The 17,772-nt window shown below is 68.2% G+C and carries 17 protein-coding genes; 11 read left to right on the top strand and 6 right to left on the bottom strand.

The window, feature by feature from the left end:
- Positions 1-113: 113 nt before the first annotated feature.
- Complete coding sequence (locus tag CAL25_RS04115; protein WP_094798637.1) at positions 114-2,372, top strand: PQQ-binding-like beta-propeller repeat protein; 2,259 nt, start codon at positions 114-116, stop codon at positions 2,370-2,372.
- A 171-nt stretch (positions 2,373-2,543) separates the two neighbouring features.
- Entirely contained in the window at positions 2,544-2,903 is a 360-nt protein-coding gene (locus CAL25_RS04120) for a hypothetical protein (RefSeq protein WP_094798638.1), read from the top strand.
- On the opposite strand, the gene CAL25_RS04125 is transcribed toward CAL25_RS04120, so the two are convergent.
- On the bottom strand, positions 2,879-3,250 hold the full coding sequence (locus CAL25_RS04125; protein ID WP_094798639.1) for a helix-turn-helix domain-containing protein: 372 nt from the start codon (positions 3,248-3,250) through the stop codon (positions 2,879-2,881). The genes CAL25_RS04120 and CAL25_RS04125 overlap by 25 nt on opposite strands.
- Positions 3,251-3,514: 264 nt before the next feature.
- On the opposite strand from CAL25_RS04125, the gene CAL25_RS04130 reads away from it, so the two are divergent.
- Positions 3,515-4,270 carry a response regulator transcription factor gene (locus tag CAL25_RS04130; RefSeq protein ID WP_249278932.1) on the top strand — a complete coding sequence of 252 codons (756 nt, stop codon included), beginning with the start codon at positions 3,515-3,517 and terminating at the stop codon, positions 4,268-4,270.
- A 30-nt stretch (positions 4,271-4,300) separates the two neighbouring features.
- On the opposite strand, the gene CAL25_RS04135 is transcribed toward CAL25_RS04130, so the two are convergent.
- On the bottom strand, positions 4,301-4,570 hold the full coding sequence (locus CAL25_RS04135) for a hypothetical protein (RefSeq protein ID WP_249278933.1): 270 nt from the start codon (positions 4,568-4,570) through the stop codon (positions 4,301-4,303).
- A gap of 168 nt (positions 4,571-4,738) precedes the next feature.
- Between CAL25_RS04135 and CAL25_RS04140 the strand changes: the two genes are divergently transcribed.
- From CAL25_RS04140 to CAL25_RS04150, 3 genes are all read left to right on the top strand, one after another.
- The gene (locus CAL25_RS04140; RefSeq protein ID WP_170948372.1) at positions 4,739-5,668 is read left to right on the top strand and encodes an NUDIX hydrolase; all 930 of its coding nucleotides are present in this window, start codon (positions 4,739-4,741) and stop codon (positions 5,666-5,668) included.
- Positions 5,669-5,797: 129 nt separating this feature from the next.
- A complete protein-coding gene (gene nadC / locus CAL25_RS04145; RefSeq protein WP_094798642.1) occupies positions 5,798-6,685 on the top strand; it encodes a carboxylating nicotinate-nucleotide diphosphorylase in 888 nt (295 codons plus the stop codon).
- A gap of 101 nt (positions 6,686-6,786) precedes the next feature.
- Positions 6,787-7,752 carry a tripartite tricarboxylate transporter substrate binding protein gene (locus CAL25_RS04150; protein ID WP_432759224.1) on the top strand — a complete coding sequence of 322 codons (966 nt, stop codon included), beginning with the start codon at positions 6,787-6,789 and terminating at the stop codon, positions 7,750-7,752.
- Positions 7,753-7,834: 82 nt separating this feature from the next.
- Here CAL25_RS04150 and CAL25_RS04155 read toward each other — a convergent pair whose 3' ends face one another.
- Complete coding sequence (locus CAL25_RS04155) at positions 7,835-8,545, bottom strand: tellurite resistance TerB family protein (protein ID WP_094798644.1); 711 nt, start codon at positions 8,543-8,545, stop codon at positions 7,835-7,837.
- 142 nt (positions 8,546-8,687) lie between these two features.
- On the opposite strand from CAL25_RS04155, the gene CAL25_RS04160 reads away from it, so the two are divergent.
- Entirely contained in the window at positions 8,688-9,080 is a 393-nt protein-coding gene (locus CAL25_RS04160; RefSeq protein WP_094798645.1) for an OsmC family protein, read from the top strand.
- Here the strand turns inward: CAL25_RS04160 and CAL25_RS04165 are convergent, their stop codons facing one another.
- The 3 genes from CAL25_RS04165 to gloB form a co-directional block, all read right to left on the bottom strand.
- Complete coding sequence (locus tag CAL25_RS04165; protein WP_094798646.1) at positions 9,081-9,467, bottom strand: response regulator; 387 nt, start codon at positions 9,465-9,467, stop codon at positions 9,081-9,083.
- Positions 9,468-9,850: 383 nt separating this feature from the next.
- On the bottom strand, positions 9,851-11,281 hold the full coding sequence (locus CAL25_RS04170) for a transglycosylase SLT domain-containing protein (protein WP_094798647.1): 1,431 nt from the start codon (positions 11,279-11,281) through the stop codon (positions 9,851-9,853).
- A gap of 7 nt (positions 11,282-11,288) precedes the next feature.
- Complete coding sequence (gene gloB / locus CAL25_RS04175; protein ID WP_094798648.1) at positions 11,289-12,107, bottom strand: hydroxyacylglutathione hydrolase; 819 nt, start codon at positions 12,105-12,107, stop codon at positions 11,289-11,291.
- Positions 12,108-12,125: 18 nt separating this feature from the next.
- On the opposite strand from gloB, the gene CAL25_RS04180 reads away from it, so the two are divergent.
- From CAL25_RS04180 to CAL25_RS04195, 4 genes are all read left to right on the top strand, one after another.
- Positions 12,126-12,884: a class I SAM-dependent methyltransferase gene (locus CAL25_RS04180; RefSeq protein WP_094798751.1), complete on the top strand. Its 759-nt coding sequence runs from the start codon at positions 12,126-12,128 to the stop codon at positions 12,882-12,884.
- Between the two features lie 38 nt (positions 12,885-12,922).
- The gene (gene rnhA / locus CAL25_RS04185; protein ID WP_094798649.1) at positions 12,923-13,384 is read left to right on the top strand and encodes a ribonuclease HI; all 462 of its coding nucleotides are present in this window, start codon (positions 12,923-12,925) and stop codon (positions 13,382-13,384) included.
- 157 nt (positions 13,385-13,541) lie between these two features.
- Entirely contained in the window at positions 13,542-14,633 is a 1,092-nt protein-coding gene (locus tag CAL25_RS04190) for an efflux RND transporter periplasmic adaptor subunit (protein ID WP_094798650.1), read from the top strand.
- 10 nt (positions 14,634-14,643) lie between these two features.
- On the top strand, positions 14,644-17,742 hold the full coding sequence (locus CAL25_RS04195; RefSeq protein WP_094798651.1) for an efflux RND transporter permease subunit: 3,099 nt from the start codon (positions 14,644-14,646) through the stop codon (positions 17,740-17,742).
- Positions 17,743-17,772: the final 30 nt, after the last annotated feature.

A 17,772-nucleotide genomic window follows, 5' to 3' on the forward strand; every position in this document is an offset into this window, starting at 1 on the left:
CGCCGGGCATCCAGAGGTGGCAAGACCGTACGCGGCCAGCGCAGCCGCGCGGGACAACGAAGCGCCGGAACGCCGGAACGCCGGAACGCCGGCCAGGCCTTGGGGAGTGTGGCATGTCTGCGGTCGACGATGAGTCGGGTAGAAATGTAGTGGCAGTGGGGCTGTGCGTTGTGCTCGCAACGAGCGGCGTGCTGCTGGGCCTGGGAGGCCTCAAGCTGCTCATGCAGGGCGGCTCCGTCTATTTCCTCTGTACCGGCGTGGCCTGTGTGGCCGCGGCCCTGATGCTCTGGTTCGGTCATGCGGGATGCCTCGGCGTCTATGCCGCGATGCTGGCCTGGACGCTCGGCTGGTCGCTCTGGCAGGTCGGTCTGGATTTCTGGGCGCTCGCCGGCCGCCTCGGCCTGCTGTTCGCGCTCGGCATGGCGTTCTGGCTGCCGCCCGTCATGCGCTGGCTGGCGCCCGCGCCCCGCGTCGATCGTGCGGCGCGGCTGGTCACGATGGGGTTTGCCGTGTCGCTCGCGGGCATCGTGGTGGCCGGGGTGCTGCGCGGCAAGCCGGCCTACGAGTCGGGCCCGCAAGCCGTGCCGGCCCTGCGCGCCGACCTGCGCGACGAAGCGGGCGCGCCGCCGACCTCGCCCGACTGGCCGTACTACGGCAACGACGCCGGCGGCACGCACTACAGCTCGTTGGCGCAGATCCGCCCCGACAACGTGGCCGGGCTGCGCGTTGCCTGGACCTACCGCACCGGCGAATGGCCCGCCGCCGACAACGAGCCGCGCCGGCTCGAGGTCACGCCGCTCAAGGTCGGCGACTCCCTCTATCTCTGTTCGGCGCGCGGTGCGCTGATCGCGCTCGATATCCGGACCGGACGCGAACGCTGGCGTCATGATCCGCACGCGGACGTGGCCGCGGCGAACGCCGCGCCGGCCGCTGATGTGTCGGGCGCCGTGGCCTGTCGTGGCGTGGCGCATCACGTCTTGCCCCGGATGGCGCCCGACGCGGTGTGCGCCGCGCGCATCTATGGCGTCACGCCCGATGCACGTCTGCTGGCTGTCGATGCGCGCACCGGCGCACCCTGTCCGGACTTCGGCCGCGCGGGCCAGGTGGACATGCGCGACGGCGCGTCTTCGCATCGCAGCTATCACGCGACCTCGGTGCCGCAGGTGGTGCGCGGCCGCGTCGTGCTGGGCGGCTGGCTGAGCGACGGTCAGTCGGTGGGCGAGCCGGGCGGGCGCATGCGGGCCTACGACGCGCGCACGGGCGCGCTGGTCTGGTCGGTGGATCCGGACGAGGCCGGTCCGGGCCCGCGGCCTTCCGAGCCGAACGCCTGGGCTCCCATCAGCGCCGACGAAGCGCTCGGCATGATTTATGTGCCCACCGGCAACGTGCCCGCCGATGCGGGCCTGCCGCAGGGGGCGCAGCCCCGGCGCTACGGCACGGTGCTGGCGCTCGACGCCGACACCGGGCAGCCGCGCTGGACCTTCCAGGCCCGGCGTCACGCGCTGTGGGATTACGACGTCGCCTCGCAACCCGTGCTCACCGACTGGCCCGGCGCGCCGGGGCAGGGCCGTATTCCGGCGCTGGTGCAGGTCAGCAAGCGCGGCCAGGTGTTCGTGCTCGACCGGCGCACGGGCGAGCCGTTGCCCGTGCCGGCGCTGGACATGGGCGCACAGACGGAGGGGCCGCTGCGAGAATCCGACATGTGGGGGCTCACGCCGTTCGACCACCTCTGGTGCCGGCTGCGCCTGCGTCAGGCCGCCGCCCTGCAGACCGCGCGCGTCAGCGACGCGCCGCATCTGGATCTGCCGGCCGCGATCGGCGGCGTCAACTGGGGTGGCGTCGCGCTCGATCCGCATCGCGGCGTGCTGGTGCTGAACTGGGCCCGCCTGCCGCTCTACGATCCGCCCGCCGAAGCGAGTTCGGCGTCCAGCGCCACCACGCAGGCGGCGGGTCCGTTTCTGTCGCCGCTCGGGGCGCCCTGTGCCGCCCCGCCGTATGGGCATCTGACGGCGGTGGACCTCAGGCAGGGCCGGGTGCTGTGGCAGGCCCGGCTCGGATCGGCATACGACAGCGTTCCGCTGGGTCTGCGTTCGTTTCTGCCGATACCGCTTGCCACCCGCACCGCCGGGGGCGCGTTGATCACCGGCACCGGATTGGTGTTCACCGTGGCCGCGCAGGAGCAGGCGTTGCGGGCGGTGGATGTGCGCACGGGCGATGTGCTGTGGCAGGACCGTCTTCCGGCGGGCGGACAGGCCGCGCCGATGGCCTACCAGGACGCCGATGGCCGCGCCTACGTCGTCATCGCCGCGGGCGGCCATCCGGCTGCCAGGACGCGGCCGGGCGACTATCTCATCGCGTACGCGCTGCCCTGACTCACCCAGCGGACGCCGATACATTGATTTCCACCCCTGGCCGGCGTTCTGAAATATTATTTAACTTATCTGTTTCAGTATTTAACACTGACGCTGGCGGCGGGGGCTCGCCTCGACTCGCCGGTGAGATGCGCGCAACACAGCGCGCGGTATGACCCAGGGGAGGGCATCATGCAGAACGAACATCCCGGCGCCCAGGAGCAATCGGATCGGATTGCGCAACAGCCGCAAGAGACGGCAGGGCGGGGCGAAGCCGGCGCGGATCGGCTGGTGCAGGCACTGCAGGCGTCTCGATCCGTCGCGATCGGCTTGCGCAGCCTGCTGAGCATTCTTCAAGAGGATCTGTCGCGGAGCTTTTATGCGCCGGAGCCCGGCAGGCCGCTCGATGTGGCGAGAGCCGATGCGCTGTTCGAGCTGGCCGGCGTCTCGCTCGACCTGCTCAACGACAAACTCGAACACGTGGCCGATTCGCTGGCCGCCAGCGCGGGACGGCTGTCCGCCGACCCTCAGCAACCACAGGAATCGATATAGGCCGCCAGCAGAATTTCGATCTGACGCTTTTGCTGGGGTTTGAGGCGCGAATATCGAGCGAAATCAATATTGCGGAAGGGCCAGCGCGAATCGGCGGCGGTCGATTGCGGATATTGCGGCACGGGGGCGGGATGGGGCGCGGACGCGTCTCCCTCGCCCAGCCAGACGGGCGACACGTTCAGCACCTGCGCCAGTTTGAGCAAAGCCGTGCCCGACGGATGCATCCGCTGGCCGCTTTCGTAATTGCCGATGGCGCTGGGCGTGAGGCCACTGATTTCGGCCAGTTCTTTTTGAGTCCAGCCGCGATGTGCCCTGGCGTCGCGGAGACGATCGCTAAACGTACTCACCCTGATTATTAAACTGTCCGGCCATGTTCGGTTAGTGATTAAAACATATGAAATCTGCGCGATCCATATCGGAAAAGGTGCGAGCGAAAAGGGTTTACCCGCAGCCTGTGATCGCGGGTTTTACTTGATGCTTGAATTAAGTCGGGAAAATCCTAGGCCGTCTGCATACACGACTGTGTTTAACTCATGAAACACGATCGTGTTCAGGGCGGTATGTCGTTCGACCGCCTGTTGGGCCGCGAATGTTCTGCAGGCGGAGTCGCCATGAGTACGCTTACGCCGTCCGTTTTGTTGTGCGCCGAAGGGGCGGGCCCGCACCGCCTCGGTATCTGGCTGTCCCGCTCTGGCTTCGAGGTGCGGGAGTGCAATGACGTCGCCGCGCTGTTTGCGGTGCATGCGGCCCATCGCTGCGCCTTCGTCGTGCTCGCCGCGCCTCATGCCGACGTGCTGATCGCTGCTGCCCGCCTGCGCACCTTGCATCCCGGCCTGGGCATCGTCGCCATGACGCGCGCCGTGCCGCCCGAGATGCGGGTGCAGTTGCTGCTGTGCGGGGTGGACGCCTGCGTCGATCGGGAGACCAGCGAACGCGAAGTCGCGGCGGTCCTGCACGCGCTGGCGCGGCGCTGGACCAGCCCGCTGGCCGACGCCTTCGGCCGGGCGGTGGGCAATGTCGTCGACGAGCAGAGCACGACGCCGAGGCCCGGCGTCCCGCCCGTGGGCAACACCTGGCGCTTGCAGGACGACGGTTGGGTGCTGGTGAGTCCGAGCAACTGCCGTCTCGCCCTGAGCGGAAGCGAACGCGCGCTGGTCGGCGCCTTGATGCAGGCGCCCACGCAGCGCCTGAGCCGCCACGAGCTGATGGATGCCGTCGACGTGCGGCCGGGCCGCAGCGGTGCAACGCGTTTGCGCTACGTCGACGTACTGGTGTGCCGCCTGCGGCGCAAGGCGGCGGGGCACGACCTGCGTCTGCCCATCCGCGCCGTGCACGGCTGGGGCTATATGTTCAGTGCGGCGGCCTAGGCGCCGCCGCGCAGCGAGCCTCCTAGAAACTTAAGGCCGATGCTTCGCCGGGCCGCTGTCCGGCTCGAAATCCTCGCCGGGCTCGGGGGCGCGCGAGGTGTCCAGCATGTCGTCTTCGCCCGCCGGCACGCCCGGGTCGCCGGGCTCGTTCATCACCCGGCCTTCGCGCGGCATGCCGGCCACCGTGGGCGGCGACTCCGGCATCGGCATCTTGCCGGTCCCTTTCACCGGATCGGCGGCGCGGGGCGCGGCGGGGGCCGCGGCGTCGGGCGGCACAGTGGCATGAATCGTTTTCGTCATGATGCGGCTCCTGGAATTGCGGCGTGGCGCAGGGGCGCCAAGCCCGTCACCTTCATCCTAGGAGCCCGCGCGGCCCGTCGCAGTGACCAGGTGTGAAAAGCTGCAAGCCCACGCGTACAGGCCCTGCCCCCCACATATAATGGGGACGCCGCCCGGACCCCATTCATCGTGACCGACACCTTCGAACGCAACGTTACCGCCGAGCTCGTCGCCGTGCTGATCGCCGTGACGGCGGGCGAGCCGCGCGTGCTCACGACCGACGGCGGACAGGCGCTGCCGGCGGGGCCCTTCGAGTTGAGCCACCGTTCGTTGCAGGCCGGCATGCGCGATTGGGTCGAGACGCAGACCCATCATCCGCTCGGCTATGTCGAGCAGCTCTACACGTTCGCCGACCGCGACCGTTCCGATGCGGTCGGTGCGCGCGTCATCTCGGTCAGCTATCTCGGCCTCACGCGCGAAGCGGGCGAAACCGGCGTCGCGCAGGTGGGCTGGCAGGACTGGTACCGCTACTTTCCCTGGGAAGATCATCGGGCCGGCGCGCCCGCGATGCTCGCGGAGCATATCGAGCCCGCGCTCAACGCCTGGATCGCGCAGGCCGGTGACGCCACCGCGGCCGCGCAGCGGCGTCAGCGCGTGAACCTGACCTTCGGACTGGACGGTGCGTCCTGGAACGAAGACATGCTGCTGCAGCGCTACGAGCTGCTGTTCGAGGCCGGGCTCGTGCCCGAGGCGCAGCGCCGCGGCCAAACCGCGCCCACGCTGCCGGGGCAGGCCATGCATCACGACCACCGGCGCATCCTCGCCACCGGCATGGCCCGGCTGCGTGCCAAGATCAAATATCGGCCGGTGGTGTTCGAACTCATGCCGCCCGAGTTCACGCTGCTGCAGCTCCAGCTCGCCGTCGAGGCGCTGGCGGGGCGGGGCCTGCACAAGCAGAATTTCCGCCGGCTTATCGAACAGCAGGATCTGGTCGAAGAGACCGGCGGCATGGCCACCGGCACGGCCGGGCGGCCGGCCAAGCTGTTCCGCTTTCGCCGGGATGTGCTGGCCGAGCGCGCGATCGCCGGCAGCAAGCTGCCGCTCGCCCGGCAGGTCTAGCCCGGGGGCGGGTCCGCCGGGGCAATGCCCGACATGCTGCACCGCGGCTTGACAACGCTTTATGCTCAGGAATAGCATAATTTATCGATTCGGCCAGACGCCTTTTTTTTACGCGCACAAATACTCAAAATGAGCATAAAAACCGAAGTGCCCGCCTCCTCCTCCCGCATCACGCAGGTGCCGCCCTTGCCGAGCGTAATGCTCGAGCCCCTGGTCCGTGCCACCCTGCTCGAAGACCTCGGACGCGCGGGAGACATCACCACCGATGCCATCGTGCCGGCCGAGTCGCGCGGCCGGACCCGTCTGGTGGCGCGGCAGGCGGGAGTGCTCGCCGGGCTCGACCTGGCGCGCCTGGCGTTCCGCCTGGTCGATCCCGAGATCGGCTTTCGGGCGCTGCTGGCGGACGGGGCGCGTCTCGAGGCGGGCAGCGAGATTGCCGTGATCGAAGGGCCCGCCCGCGGCATGCTCACGGCCGAGCGCACCGCGCTCAACTTCCTCGGGCATCTGAGCGGCGTGGCGACCGCGACGGCGTCGATCGCCGACGCGATTGCGCAGTACCGGTGCAAAGTCACCTGCACGCGCAAGACGCTGCCGGGTCTGCGCGCGGTGCAGAAGTACGCCGTGCGCGTGGGCGGCGGCAGCAATCACCGCTATGGGCTCGACGACGCGGTGCTGATCAAGGACAACCACGTGGCCCTGGCCGGCGGCGTACGCGAGGCCGTCGAACGTGCCCGCGCCGCGGTCGGCCACATGGTCAAGATCGAGCTCGAGGTCGACACGCTGGCGCAGCTCGAAGAGGCGCTGGCGCTGGGCGTCGACGTCGTCCTGCTCGACAACATGGATCCGCCGACCCTGCGTGATGCCGTCGCCATGGTCGACGGCCGCGCCATCACCGAGGCCTCCGGGCGCATCACGCCCGAGACGGCGCCGGCCATCGCGGCCACGGGCGTCGACCTGATGGCCGTGGGCTGGCTCACGCACAGCGCGCGCGTGCTGGACATCGGTCTGGACAGCTGAGGCGCCGCACCTACGCGGACAGCTCGTAGCCAGCAAGCCTGCCGGCCCGCGAGTGTCCGCCCTGAACGATCATGAAAACGAAATCGATCCTCGCCATGGCCATGCTGGGCCTCGCGCTGGGCGTGGCGGTCTGGAGCGCGCGCGGCGCGGCGACCTCCGCGGCGCGCGCCGCGGTCTATCCCGACCATCCGATCACCATCGTCGTCACCTTTCCGCCGGGAGGGGGCACGGATCTGCTTGCCCGCAAGATCGGCGCCGCGCTGGCCGAAGACATCGGCCAGCCCGTGGTCGTGGAAAACCGGCCGGGCGCCAGCGGCAATATCGGCGCGCGCGCCGTGGCCCAGGCCGCGCCGGATGGCTACACGCTATTGATGGTGAACAGCTCGTTCGCCATCACGCCGGGCGTGTTCAGCAAGCTGGATTTTTCGCCCGAGCAGGACTTCGCCGCCGTGATCAACGTGGCCTTCGTGCCCTCGGTAATCGTGACGCGTGGCGACGCCGGTTTTACCGACCTGCCCGCCGTGCTGGCGCGCGATCCGGCCGGCACGACCGTGCCTTACGCATCGTGCGGCAATGGCACGCCCCAGCATCTGGCGGGCGAAATGCTGCGTCTGCGCAGCGGCGCGCCGTTGCAACAGGTGCCGTACAAGGGCTGCGGCCCCGCGCTGACCGACGTGCTGTCGGGCCATGTGCCGCTGGGTATCGTCACGGCGTCGAGCGCGGTGCCTTTCATCGAGAGCGGCCGCCTGCGCGCACTGGCGGTGAGCTCCGCCGAGCGCTCGCTGCTGCTGCCCGAGGTCCCGGCGGTAGCCGAGTTCGACATGGCGGGCTACGAGCTCAACCAGTGGCACGGCCTGCTCGCGCCGGCCGGCACACCGCCCGAGGTGATCGACAGACTGAACGCCGCGGTGGCCGCGATCATGGCCCGGCCGGGCCTGCGCAACCACCTGCTGGATCTGGGCTTTGCGCCCACCGCGTCGAGCGCGGCCGAGTTCGATCGGCTGGTGCGCGCCGACATCGCGCGCTTCACCGCGCTCACGCAATCGCTCGGCCTGCGTGTCGACTGACAATGCAACGGGCCGCCCGAAGGCGGCCCGCGCGATGCGATGTAGCCCGGCTCGGCGGTACGTCGAATCGGTCGGCAGCGCCTCAGACGGCCGCGGCCTGCGCCTCGAGCGTGGCCTTCAGCTCCGGCGCCAGCTTGAGTTGGCGCGCCAGCTCGTCGAGGTAGGCGCGTTCCATGAAGCTCTCTTCGTCGACCACGAGCACGCTGGCGAGATACATCTCGGCCGCCATCTCCGGGGTCTGCGCGGCACGCGCGACGACGGACGGGTCGACCGGGCGGGCCAGCTCGGCCTCGAGCCAACCGCGGTCGGCGTCGTTGCCCGACAGCCGGGTGAGCTCCTGTTCGAGCAACTGGCGCTCGTCGGGGCCGATGTGGCCGTCGGCCTTGGCCGCGCCGATCATGGCGGTGAGGATGGCGCTGGCATGCTGTTCGACCTGCGCCGGCGGAAGGCGATCGATCGTTTGCGGCTGCGGCAGGGCGGCCGGCGCGGCGGCCGTGCCTTGCGGCGGCGTGCCGCCGGCCTGATTGCGCTGCCATTGGTCGTAAGCGCGATAGGCGAGCACACCGACGGCGGCCACGCCGCCGTACATCGCGAGCTTGCCGCCGACCTTGCGGGCCTTTTTGCTGCCCATCAACAGGCCGAGCGCACCGGCGCCCAACGCGCCGCCGCCCAGTCCCTTGAGGAAAGACGACGAGTCGCCGCCCTTTGTGGCGGCATTGGCGCGGCCAGCGGCGCCTTGCACCAGGCTCTGGCCGGACTGCAGTAGTTGATCGAGCAATTGACGAGCGCTCAAGATGCGACTCCAGTAACAATGACAAGCTATGAGACCCGGCGGTGGAGCGGAAGTTCAGTGGGGCGTCAGCTTCGGCAAATGGGGGACGCCGTGATACAAGACGGTATTCCGGCGCGGCCGGCCCACAGCATAGGAGCTTTTCATGACGATCACCCTGCACGCCAATGCCCCGGGCACGCTGCGCTACACGGCGACGGCCGAAGGTCATGCGCTGCCGGTGGGCATGCCCGCCCCGCAGGGCGAGGGTCCGGACCCGCACGATTACTTCGACACGGCGCTGGGCGGCTGCAAGGCGCTCACGCTGATGGTCTACGCGCAGCGCAAGCAGATTCCGCTGGAATCCGTGGACGTGGAAGTGGTGCGGGATGCCAGCGACGAACGGCGTGGCATCTATCGCCTGACGACGCAGCTGCGCCTGAACGGTAATCTGACCGAGGCGCAGCGCGACGAGCTGCTGGCGGTGTCGGAGAAGTGCCCGATCCACAAGCTCATGACGGCCGTGGACGTGCAACTGTCGACGATTCTGAAACCCTGATCAGATCCGGGCGGCCGCGCCGGGACGGGGCGGCGGCGCGAGGCGATGAACGGCGTCGAGCACGTCGTTGAGTTCGGCGGGCTTGCGCAGATGCGCGGCATGGCCGCGGCAGGCGGCCTCGACCTCGTGTTCGGGGCGGCCGCTGAGCACCAGCACCGGCGTCTCGTTGAGATAGGCGTTGTCGCGCATGGCGGTGATCAGCGCGCCACCGTCCATCCCCGGCATGTTGAAGTCGGTGATCACCAGGTCGGGCCGCAATTCCAGCATCTGCTGCAGGGCGGTCAGGCCATCGGTATGGGTATGAACGTCGTAGCCCTCTTCGGCCAGGAATTCGCTCAACATGTCGACGATCACGTGCTGGTCGTCGACGACAAGGATTTTCGTCATGATTCGGTCTGCCACGCGCCGCGCGGCATCAGGAGGTTCGAGTCGTCGCGCAGGATGCGCCGGCGGAATCGGGCGGGGAAGGTGCGGTAGCAAGCGCAATGCCTGATGGACGAGGTGCGGTCGGGGTCGCCGCAGCGGTTTGCGCGGCTCACGGACCAACACGGCAGCGGCATGCTAGGCGATGCCGGCAACCTGAGTATGAAGGAATTGTATCGCTTTGATACTCCGGTCGCTTTGCATCCACGCCATTTCCGGTGACGTAAGGGTATGAACGCTGCGGGCCGCGTAAGTTCGATGGGATGAAAAAATGGGCCCACGAGGGCCCATCGGACGAGCAGTGCAGGGGCAGGCGCCGGGGCACCCGACCCTGCCGGGGCGGGCGATCAGCCGCGGGTGCCCGTGCCCGGCACGCGCAGTTGCGAGCCCAGCTTCAGGTTGTTGCCTTTGAGGTTGTTCAGCGCGCGCAGCGCGTCGACCGTCGTGCCGTAACGCTTGGCCAGCGCGAACAGCGTGTCGCCGCTGCCGACCTTGTGCGTGCGCACATTCGCGCGGGCGTTGTTCGGACGCGCGGGCGGCGCGGCTTTGGCGCGGCTGGCCGGCGTGCGCGAGGCGGGCGCGGTATCTTTGGCGCCCACGCCGTCGAGCGAACCCACCGGCGTGCCCAGCGAAGCCAGCTGCACGCCACCGCCGGGGTTGCCCGCGGCGCCCGCCGGCACCAGCAGCGTCTGGCCGCTGGCGACCTTCTGGCGCGACGGCACGTCGTTGATGTCGCGCAGGCGCGCCTCGGACACGTTGTAGCGCTTGGCGATCGCGGCGTAGCTTTCGCCGCGGCGCGAGGCGTAGGTGGTCCAGGTGCTCAGATCGCCCTTGTAGTTGCGCAGATTGGCGTTGAAGGTTTCGACCCGGTTGGCCGGCAGCAGCAGGGTGGGTTGGTGCTCGCCGCGGATCAGGGGGCGGTTGAACGAGGGGTTGAGCGCCTTGAATTCGTCGAGCGGCATCTCGGCCAGCTTGGCCGCGACCTCCACGTCGATGTCGCTCTTCTTTTGCACCGTGACGAAGTACGGCGCGTTGTCGACCTTCGGCAGCACGACGGCGTAGCGCTTGGGGTCGGCGATGATGTTCTTGATGGCCTGCAGCTTGGGCACGTAGTTGCGGGTCTCGTCGGGCATCGACAGGCTGAGATAGTCGGTCGGGATGCCGGCGGCCTCGTTCTTGGCCATCGCGCGTTGCACCGAGCCTTCGCCCCAGTTGTACGAGGCCAGTGCCAGGTACCAGTCGCCCTGCATTTCGAACAGCTTCTCGAGGTAGTCGAGCGCCGCATAGGTGGAGGCGATCGGATCGCGGCGTTCGTCGCGCCACCAGTCCTGCTTCAGGTTGAAGTAGGTGCCGGTGGTCGGCACGAACTGCCACAGGCCCGAGGCTTGCGAGCGCGACAGCGCGGTGGGGTTGTAGGCGCTCTCGACGAACGGCAGCAGCGCCAGCTCGGTCGGCAGGCCGCGACGATTGACCTCGTCGACGATGAAATACAGATACTTGCCCGAGCGCTCGGCCATGCGCTGCACGGCTTCAGGGTGCGACGCGTAGTAGTCGGTCCATTGCTGCGACAGCTCGGTATTCAGATTGGGCACCGCGAAGCCGCGGCGGATGCGGTCCCAGGCGTCGCTGGGCGGACTGGTCAGGTCGACGGTGCGGGAAGTGTCTTTGGCGATATACCGACTCGAGGATCCTTGGGCCTGGGGCTTGCTCTGGGGAGTACCGGCACAACCGGCCAGGGCCACGACGAGGATGGGAAGCAGGAATCGGATAAAGCTCATTGTCGGATCACTTGAAGTTGTTTTTCCATTCACGCAGCGAGGCGAAAACGTCCACGGGGCTGGACAAAACACGTCCGGCCCAGGCGGCAGCGGCCTTGGCGACATCCACTTCTTGGATGCGCAGAAACGGATTGGTGGCCCGCTCCTGGCCTATCCAGGAAGGCAGGGTAGGGACACCTTCTGCGCGTAATTGCTGGGCCCGCTCGTACCACTGTTGCAGGGTGCGGTTGGCCGGTTCAACGGCGAGCGCCCAGCGCAAGTTGGCTAGAGTGTACTCGTGTGCACAGAAAACCGATGTATCTTCCGGTAAAGTCCCCAATTTTCGCAGAGAATCGGTCATCTGTGCCGGCGTGCCCTCGAAGAGCCGCCCGCAGCCGCCCGCGAACAGCGTGTCGCCACAGAAAAGCACCGGCCGCCCCGCGGCCTTGCCGGCGTAGGCGATGTGGCCGGCGGTGTGTCCCGGCACGTCGAGCACGCTGAGCGACAGCCCGACGTCGGGCAGCTCGACCGAGTCGCCTTCGCCGAGCAGCACGTCGCAGTGCGGCAGCACCTCGAGCGCGGGTCCGTACACGCGCGCGCCCGTGGCCGCGACCAGTTCGGTCACGCCGCCCACATGGTCGGCATGGTGATGCGTGAGTAGAATGGCGCGCAAAGTCAGGCCTTGCTCGTGCAGAAGACGTTGCACCGGTTCGGCCTGGCCCGGATCGACGACCACCACGGACGTGTCGCGCACGACAGCCCATATATAGTTGTCATTGAAGGCCGGCAAGGGCAGGATGCGGACACCGCCGTCGGCGGCGCCCGTGAAGTCGGGCTGAGCGTTCATAGCGTGAGGATGTGGAATGTGGCTGAGGTAACGTCGCCGATTGTAGAACTCGCTGAATGGTTCGATACCGCCCCGGGGCAATATGCCCTTGCCTGGGAGCGCGAGCGATACGACGAACTGGTGGCGGACGTGTTCGGCTACCACGCCTGGCAGGTCGGCCTGCCGGGGCTGGATCTGCTGCGCGCCAACCGGATGCCCTTCAAAGGCTGGGTCGGCACCGAAACGGTCGAAGGCGAATGGCAGCAGGCCAGCGTCATTGCCGCGCCGGATGCGCTGCCGTTCGAGTCGCAGAGCGTCGATCTGCTGCTGCTGCCGCACACCTTCGAATGCACCGACGCGCCGCACCTGGTGCTGCGCGAAGTCGAGCGCGTGCTGGTGCCCGAAGGCCGGGTCATCGTGTCGGGCTTCAATCCCTGGAGCCTGTGGGGTGCCCGCAATGCCATCCCCGGCATGGAAGACTGGCTGCCGTCCTCGCGCCAGGCCCAGATGTCCGTGCCGCGTCTCAAGGATTGGCTCAAGCTGCTTTCGTTCGACATCGACAGCAGCCATTACGGCTGCTTCGTGCCCGCCTGCCGCACCGACCAGTGGCTCAAGCGCTGGCATTTCCTGGAGCGCCAGGGGGCGCGCTGGTGGAAGATGGGCGGCGCCGTCTACGTCGTGTCGGCGGTCAAGCGCGTGGCCGGCATGCGCGTCATCGGCCCGGCCTGGAAGAAAAAAGGCAAGGCCGCAGCCGCGGCCACGGTGGCCGTAAACCGCAGCGCCCACGCCGACGAATAACCCGTGCCGCCCGCTGGCGGCACTTTTCTAGAAGTGACATGCAAGAACAAACGACCTCTCTCGACACCGTGGAAATGTGGACCGATGGCGCCTGCAAGGGCAATCCGGGTCCGGGCGGATGGGGAGTGCTGATGAAAGCGGGCGGCCACCAGAAGACCATGCATGGCGGGATGGCCAACACCACCAACAACCGCATGGAGCTGCTGGCCGTCATCGAGGGCCTGCGCGCGCTCAAGCGCGCCTGCACCGTGGTGATCCACACCGATTCGCAGTACGTCATGAAGGGCATGACCGAGTGGCTGCCCAACTGGAAGCGGCGCGGCTGGATTACGGCCGACAAAAAGCCCGTGAAGAACGCCGAGCTCTGGCAGCAGCTCGACGAGCAGGTGGCTCGCCACCGGGTGTCCTGGCGCTGGGTGCGCGGCCATAACGGCGACCCCGGCAACGAGGCCGCCGATGCGCTGGCCAACCAGGGCGTGGCGAGCGTGGGGCGCGTGTAGCACGCGCTGCCCGCGCTGCCCGCGCGGGCGCCCTGCGGGATATCCCCAGGCGGCCCTGCGAGCGGGATTGTTCCTGGATGTAAATTCAGGTGCTAAAGTCCAAGGTTCCCTGATCATTCAGCTCGCCTTTTCGGACGCGGGCGCTCGTCGTTCGCGCATGAAAAAAGCTGCATTGTTCGCCGTGCTGGCCGTTGGCGTGGCCGTTGGCGCGGGACTCGGTTGGGCCGTGCCGCGCTGGCTGGCGGCGGGCGCCGGAACGCCGGCCGCCACCTCGGCGCCTGCCGACCCCGCCGTGGTCAAGATCGCCCCGGTCCGGGTACAGACCACCCAGGTCCAGGAAGTGCCGTTCGCGCGGGGCATCGCCGCCGTGGGCAGCCTGCGCTCCGACGAATCCGTGATCCTGCGGCCCGAGGTCGCCGGCCGCATCCAGCACATCGATTTCGGCGAAGGCCAGTCCGTGAAGGCGGGGCAGGTGCTGATCCGCCTCGACGACTCGATTCCGCGCGCCGAGCTGCAGCAGGCTCAGGCCAATCTCGCGCTGGCGCAAAGCCAATACAAACGTTCGGTCGACCTGCAGGGGCGCGGCTTCGTGAGCCAGCAGGCGCGCGACGAGGCGAGCAGCACGCTCAAGGTGCAGCAGGCGGCCACCGTGCTGGCACAGGCCCGGCTCGACAAGATGACCATCCGGGCCCCGTTCGCGGGCATGGTCGGCCTGCGCGACGTGTCGGTCGGCGATTACGTGAACCAGGGGCAGGACCTCGCGCCGCTCGAGGCGATCGATCCGCTCAAGGTGGATTTCCGGGTGCCCGAGATGTACCTGAGCAAGGTCGGCACAGGCCAGACCCTGGCCGTGCGGCTCGACGCGATGCCGGGCCAGGAGCGCGAAGGCAAAGTCTATGCGGTGAGCCCGCTGGTCGACGCGGGCGGGCGCTCGATCCTGCTGCGGGCCACCGTCGCCAATCCCGATCACACGCTGCGCCCCGGCATGTTTGCCCGCGTGCAGCTGCAGTTCGCGCAGGATCGCGCCCTGGTGGTGCCCGAGGCCGCGCTGTCGCCCTCGGGTCAGACGCAGTATGTGTTTCGCGTGCGGGAGGGCAAGGCGCAACGCGTGCAGGTCACGGTGGGCGAGCGGCGCGAGGGCCGCGCCGAGCTGCTCACCGGCGTGGCGCCCGGCGATGAGGTCGTGGTGGCGGGCTTTCAGCGCCTGACCGACGGCGCGCCCGTCACCATCGTGGCCGACGCCCGCTGAGCGCCCGATCATGAGGATCTCCGAAATCTGCATCCGCCGGCCGGTGTTCGCGTCGGTCCTCTCGCTGATCATCGTGCTCATCGGCCTGATCTCGTATTCCCGCCTGACGGTGCGCGAGTATCCGCGGATCGACGAGCCCATCGTGTCGGTCGATACGACCTACAAGGGGGCGTCACCGGAGGTGATCGAGTCGCAGGTCACCAAGCCCCTCGAAGACCAGCTCGCCGGCATCGAGGGCGTGGACGTGATGACCTCGCGCAGCCGCTCCGAGCGCAGTCTCATCAATATCAAGTTCAACCTGTCGCGCGATCCCGACGCCGCGGCCGCCGAGGTGCGCGACAAGGTGTCGCGCGCGCGGCGGTTTTTGCCGGACGAGATCGACGAGCCCATCATCGGCAAGGTGGAGGCGGATTCTCAGCCCATCATCTTCATCGCGGTGGAGTCGGGCAATTACTCGGCGATCCAGACCTCCGATTACATCAATCGCTACATCAAGACCCGGCTATCGGTGTTGCCGGGCGCGGCGGAGGTGCGCGTGTTCGGCGAACGCTTGCCGTCGATGCGGATCTACGTCGACCGCGACAAGCTGGCCGCCTACAACCTGACGGTGCAGGACGTCGAGGCGGCCGTGCGCAGTCAGAACGTCGAGATTCCGGCGGGGCGGATCGAGTCGCGCGCACGCGAATTCTCCGTGGTCTCGTCCACCGACCTGCAGACGCCGCGCCAGTTCGAAAACGTGATCGTGTCCAACGTAAAGGGCTACCCGGTGCGCATCAGCGACGTGGCCACGGTGCAGATCGACGCCGCCACCGACCGGGTGCTGTCGCGCTTCAACGGCAAGCCCGCGATCAACATCGGCATCACGCGCCAGGCCACGGCCAACCCGCTGGAGCTGTCCGCGGCGGCGCGGGTCGAGGTCGAACATCTGAACGAAAGCCTGCCCGCCGGCATGAGGCTGTCGATCGCCTACGACTCGTCGGTGTTCATCGAGCGCTCGATCGACTCGGTGTTCAAGACGATTCTCGAAGCCATCGTGCTCGTCGTGCTGGTGATTTTCTTTTTCCTGCGCAGCGTGCGCGCCAGCCTGATTCCGATCGTGACCATCCCGGTGTCGCTGATCGGGGCCTGCGGCCTGATGTATCTGTTCGGCTTCTCGATCAACACGCTCACGCTGCTCGCGATGGTGCTGGCCATCGGCCTGGTGGTCGACGATGCGATCGTGGTACTCGAGAATATTTTCCGCCACATCGAAGACGGCATGCCGCGCATGCAGGCGGCGATCCAGGGCACCCGCGAAATCGGCTTCGCCGTGGTGGCGATGACGCTGACGCTGGTCACCGTCTATGCGCCGCTCGCCTTCGCCACCGGCCGCACCGGACGCCTCTTCATCGAATTCGCGCTGGCGCTCGCCGGCGCCGTGCTGGTGTCCGGCTTCGTGGCCCTCACGCTCACGCCCATGATGTGCGCGGTGCTGCTCAAACACGAAACCCGTCATGGCCGGCTCTACAACCTGATCGAATCGTGGCTCGAGGGCCTGGGCCGGGCCTACCGCCGCGGCCTGGGCGCCGCGCTGCGCCACCGGATCGTGGTGATCGTGCTGGGCCTGATCGTGGCGGGCGCGAGCGGCGTGCTGTTCAAGGTCGTGAAAAGCGAACTCGCGCCGATCGAGGATCGCGGCGTGATCTTCGGCATCGTGAGCGCGCCCGAGGGCGCCACGCTCAATTACACGCTCGAGAGCATGCTCGGCATCGAAGGCTTCTACGCGGATATCCCCGAAGCCCTGGCGCGGCAGACGACCGTGGGCTTTCCCACCGTGACGGATGGCACCGCCATTCTGCGCCTCAAGCCCTGGGAGGAGCGCGAGCGCCGCCAGCAGGACATCGCGCGCGAGCTGCAACCCAAGTTCAACTCGCTGCCGGGCGTGCGCGCCTTCCCGACCAACCCGCCTTCGCTGGGCCAGTCGGCGCGCTCCAAGCCGGTGGAATTCATCATCATGAGCCAGGCCTCGTATCCCGAGCTGGCCAAGCTGGTCGCCACCTTCACGGATGCCCTGCGCAACTATCCCGGCCTGCAGAATATCGACACCGACCTGCGTCTGAACACGCCCGAGCTGCGCGTGCAGGTGGATCGGGACAAGATGGCGGACGTGGGCGCCAACGTCGACGTGGTGGGCCGCACGCTCGAGACCATGCTGGGCGGCCGGCAGGTCACCCGCTACAAGGATCAGGGCGAGCAGTACGACGTGATCGTGCAGGTGCTGCCGCGCGACCGGGCCACGCCCACCGATATTTCGGGCATCTATGTCCGGGCCCGCGACGGCAGCATGGTGCAGCTGGACAACCTGCTGCAGGTCAAGGAAAGCGTGTCGCCGCAGTCGCTCAACCACTTCAACCGCCTGCGTGCGGTGAAGGTGGACGCCGCGGTGGCGCCCGGCTACGCGCTGGGCGAGGTCCTCGAGCACATGAATCAGGTCGCGCGCGAGGTGCTGCCGCGCACGATCGTGACCGACCTCGACGGCCAGTCGCGCGAGTTCCGCGACTCGTCGGGCAGCATTTACCTGATCTTCGCCATGGCGCTGGCCTTCATTTATCTGGTTCTGGCCGCGCAGTTCGAGAGCTGGCGCAACCCGTTCATCATCATGCTGTCGGTGCCGCTCTCCATGACCGGCGCGCTGCTGGCGTTGTGGGGTACCGGGGGCACGCTGTCGATTTACAGCCAGATCGGGCTCATCACGCTCGTCGGCCTGATCACCAAGCACGGCATCCTGATCGTCGAATTCGCCAACCAGCTGCGCGAGCAGGGCATGGGCATCGTCGAGGCGGTGACCGAGGCCAGCGTGCTGCGCCTGCGGCCCATCCTGATGACGACCGGCGCCATGGTGCTGGGGACCGTGCCGCTGGCGCTGGCCACCGGCGCGGGCGCCGAATCGCGCCAGCAGATCGGCTGGGTTCTGGTGGGCGGGCTGAGCCTGGGTACACTACTCACTTTGTTCGTGGTGCCGGTCGCCTATTCGATGATCGCCACCCGCTCGCCGCACAGGCAGGGCGCGCCGGCGTCCGGCACGGGCGCCGAGGCCGATCCGGCCCGGCCCGCGCACGGAGACGACTGAGCGGCGCCGGCCCCTTCACCGAGTTAGTCA

Origin of the sequence: Bordetella genomosp. 5 (genome assembly GCF_002261315.1) — a bacterium.
Classification (GTDB): domain Bacteria; phylum Pseudomonadota; class Gammaproteobacteria; order Burkholderiales; family Burkholderiaceae_B; genus Bordetella.

Bases quoted from the DNA above. Each gene is read 5' to 3' on its own strand.
- CAL25_RS04115 (WP_094798637.1), top strand. From the start codon at position 114: ATGTCTGCGGTCGACGATGAGTCGGGTAGAAATGTAGTGGCAGTGGGG.
- CAL25_RS04120 (WP_094798638.1), top strand. From the start codon at position 2,544: ATGCAGAACGAACATCCCGGCGCCCAGGAGCAATCGGATCGGATTGCG.
- CAL25_RS04130 (WP_249278932.1), top strand. From the start codon at position 3,515: ATGAGTACGCTTACGCCGTCCGTTTTGTTGTGCGCCGAAGGGGCGGGC.
- CAL25_RS04135 (WP_249278933.1), bottom strand. From the start codon at position 4,570: ATGACGAAAACGATTCATGCCACTGTGCCGCCCGACGCCGCGGCCCCC.
- nadC (WP_094798642.1), top strand. From the start codon at position 5,798: ATGAGCATAAAAACCGAAGTGCCCGCCTCCTCCTCCCGCATCACGCAG.
- CAL25_RS04150 (WP_432759224.1), top strand. From the start codon at position 6,787: ATGCTGGGCCTCGCGCTGGGCGTGGCGGTCTGGAGCGCGCGCGGCGCG.
- CAL25_RS04160 (WP_094798645.1), top strand. From the start codon at position 8,688: ATGACGATCACCCTGCACGCCAATGCCCCGGGCACGCTGCGCTACACG.
- CAL25_RS04165 (WP_094798646.1), bottom strand. From the start codon at position 9,467: ATGACGAAAATCCTTGTCGTCGACGACCAGCACGTGATCGTCGACATG.
- CAL25_RS04170 (WP_094798647.1), bottom strand. From the start codon at position 11,281: ATGAGCTTTATCCGATTCCTGCTTCCCATCCTCGTCGTGGCCCTGGCC.
- gloB (WP_094798648.1), bottom strand. From the start codon at position 12,107: ATGAACGCTCAGCCCGACTTCACGGGCGCCGCCGACGGCGGTGTCCGC.
- rnhA (WP_094798649.1), top strand. From the start codon at position 12,923: ATGCAAGAACAAACGACCTCTCTCGACACCGTGGAAATGTGGACCGAT.
- CAL25_RS04190 (WP_094798650.1), top strand. From the start codon at position 13,542: ATGAAAAAAGCTGCATTGTTCGCCGTGCTGGCCGTTGGCGTGGCCGTT.
- CAL25_RS04195 (WP_094798651.1), top strand. From the start codon at position 14,644: ATGAGGATCTCCGAAATCTGCATCCGCCGGCCGGTGTTCGCGTCGGTC.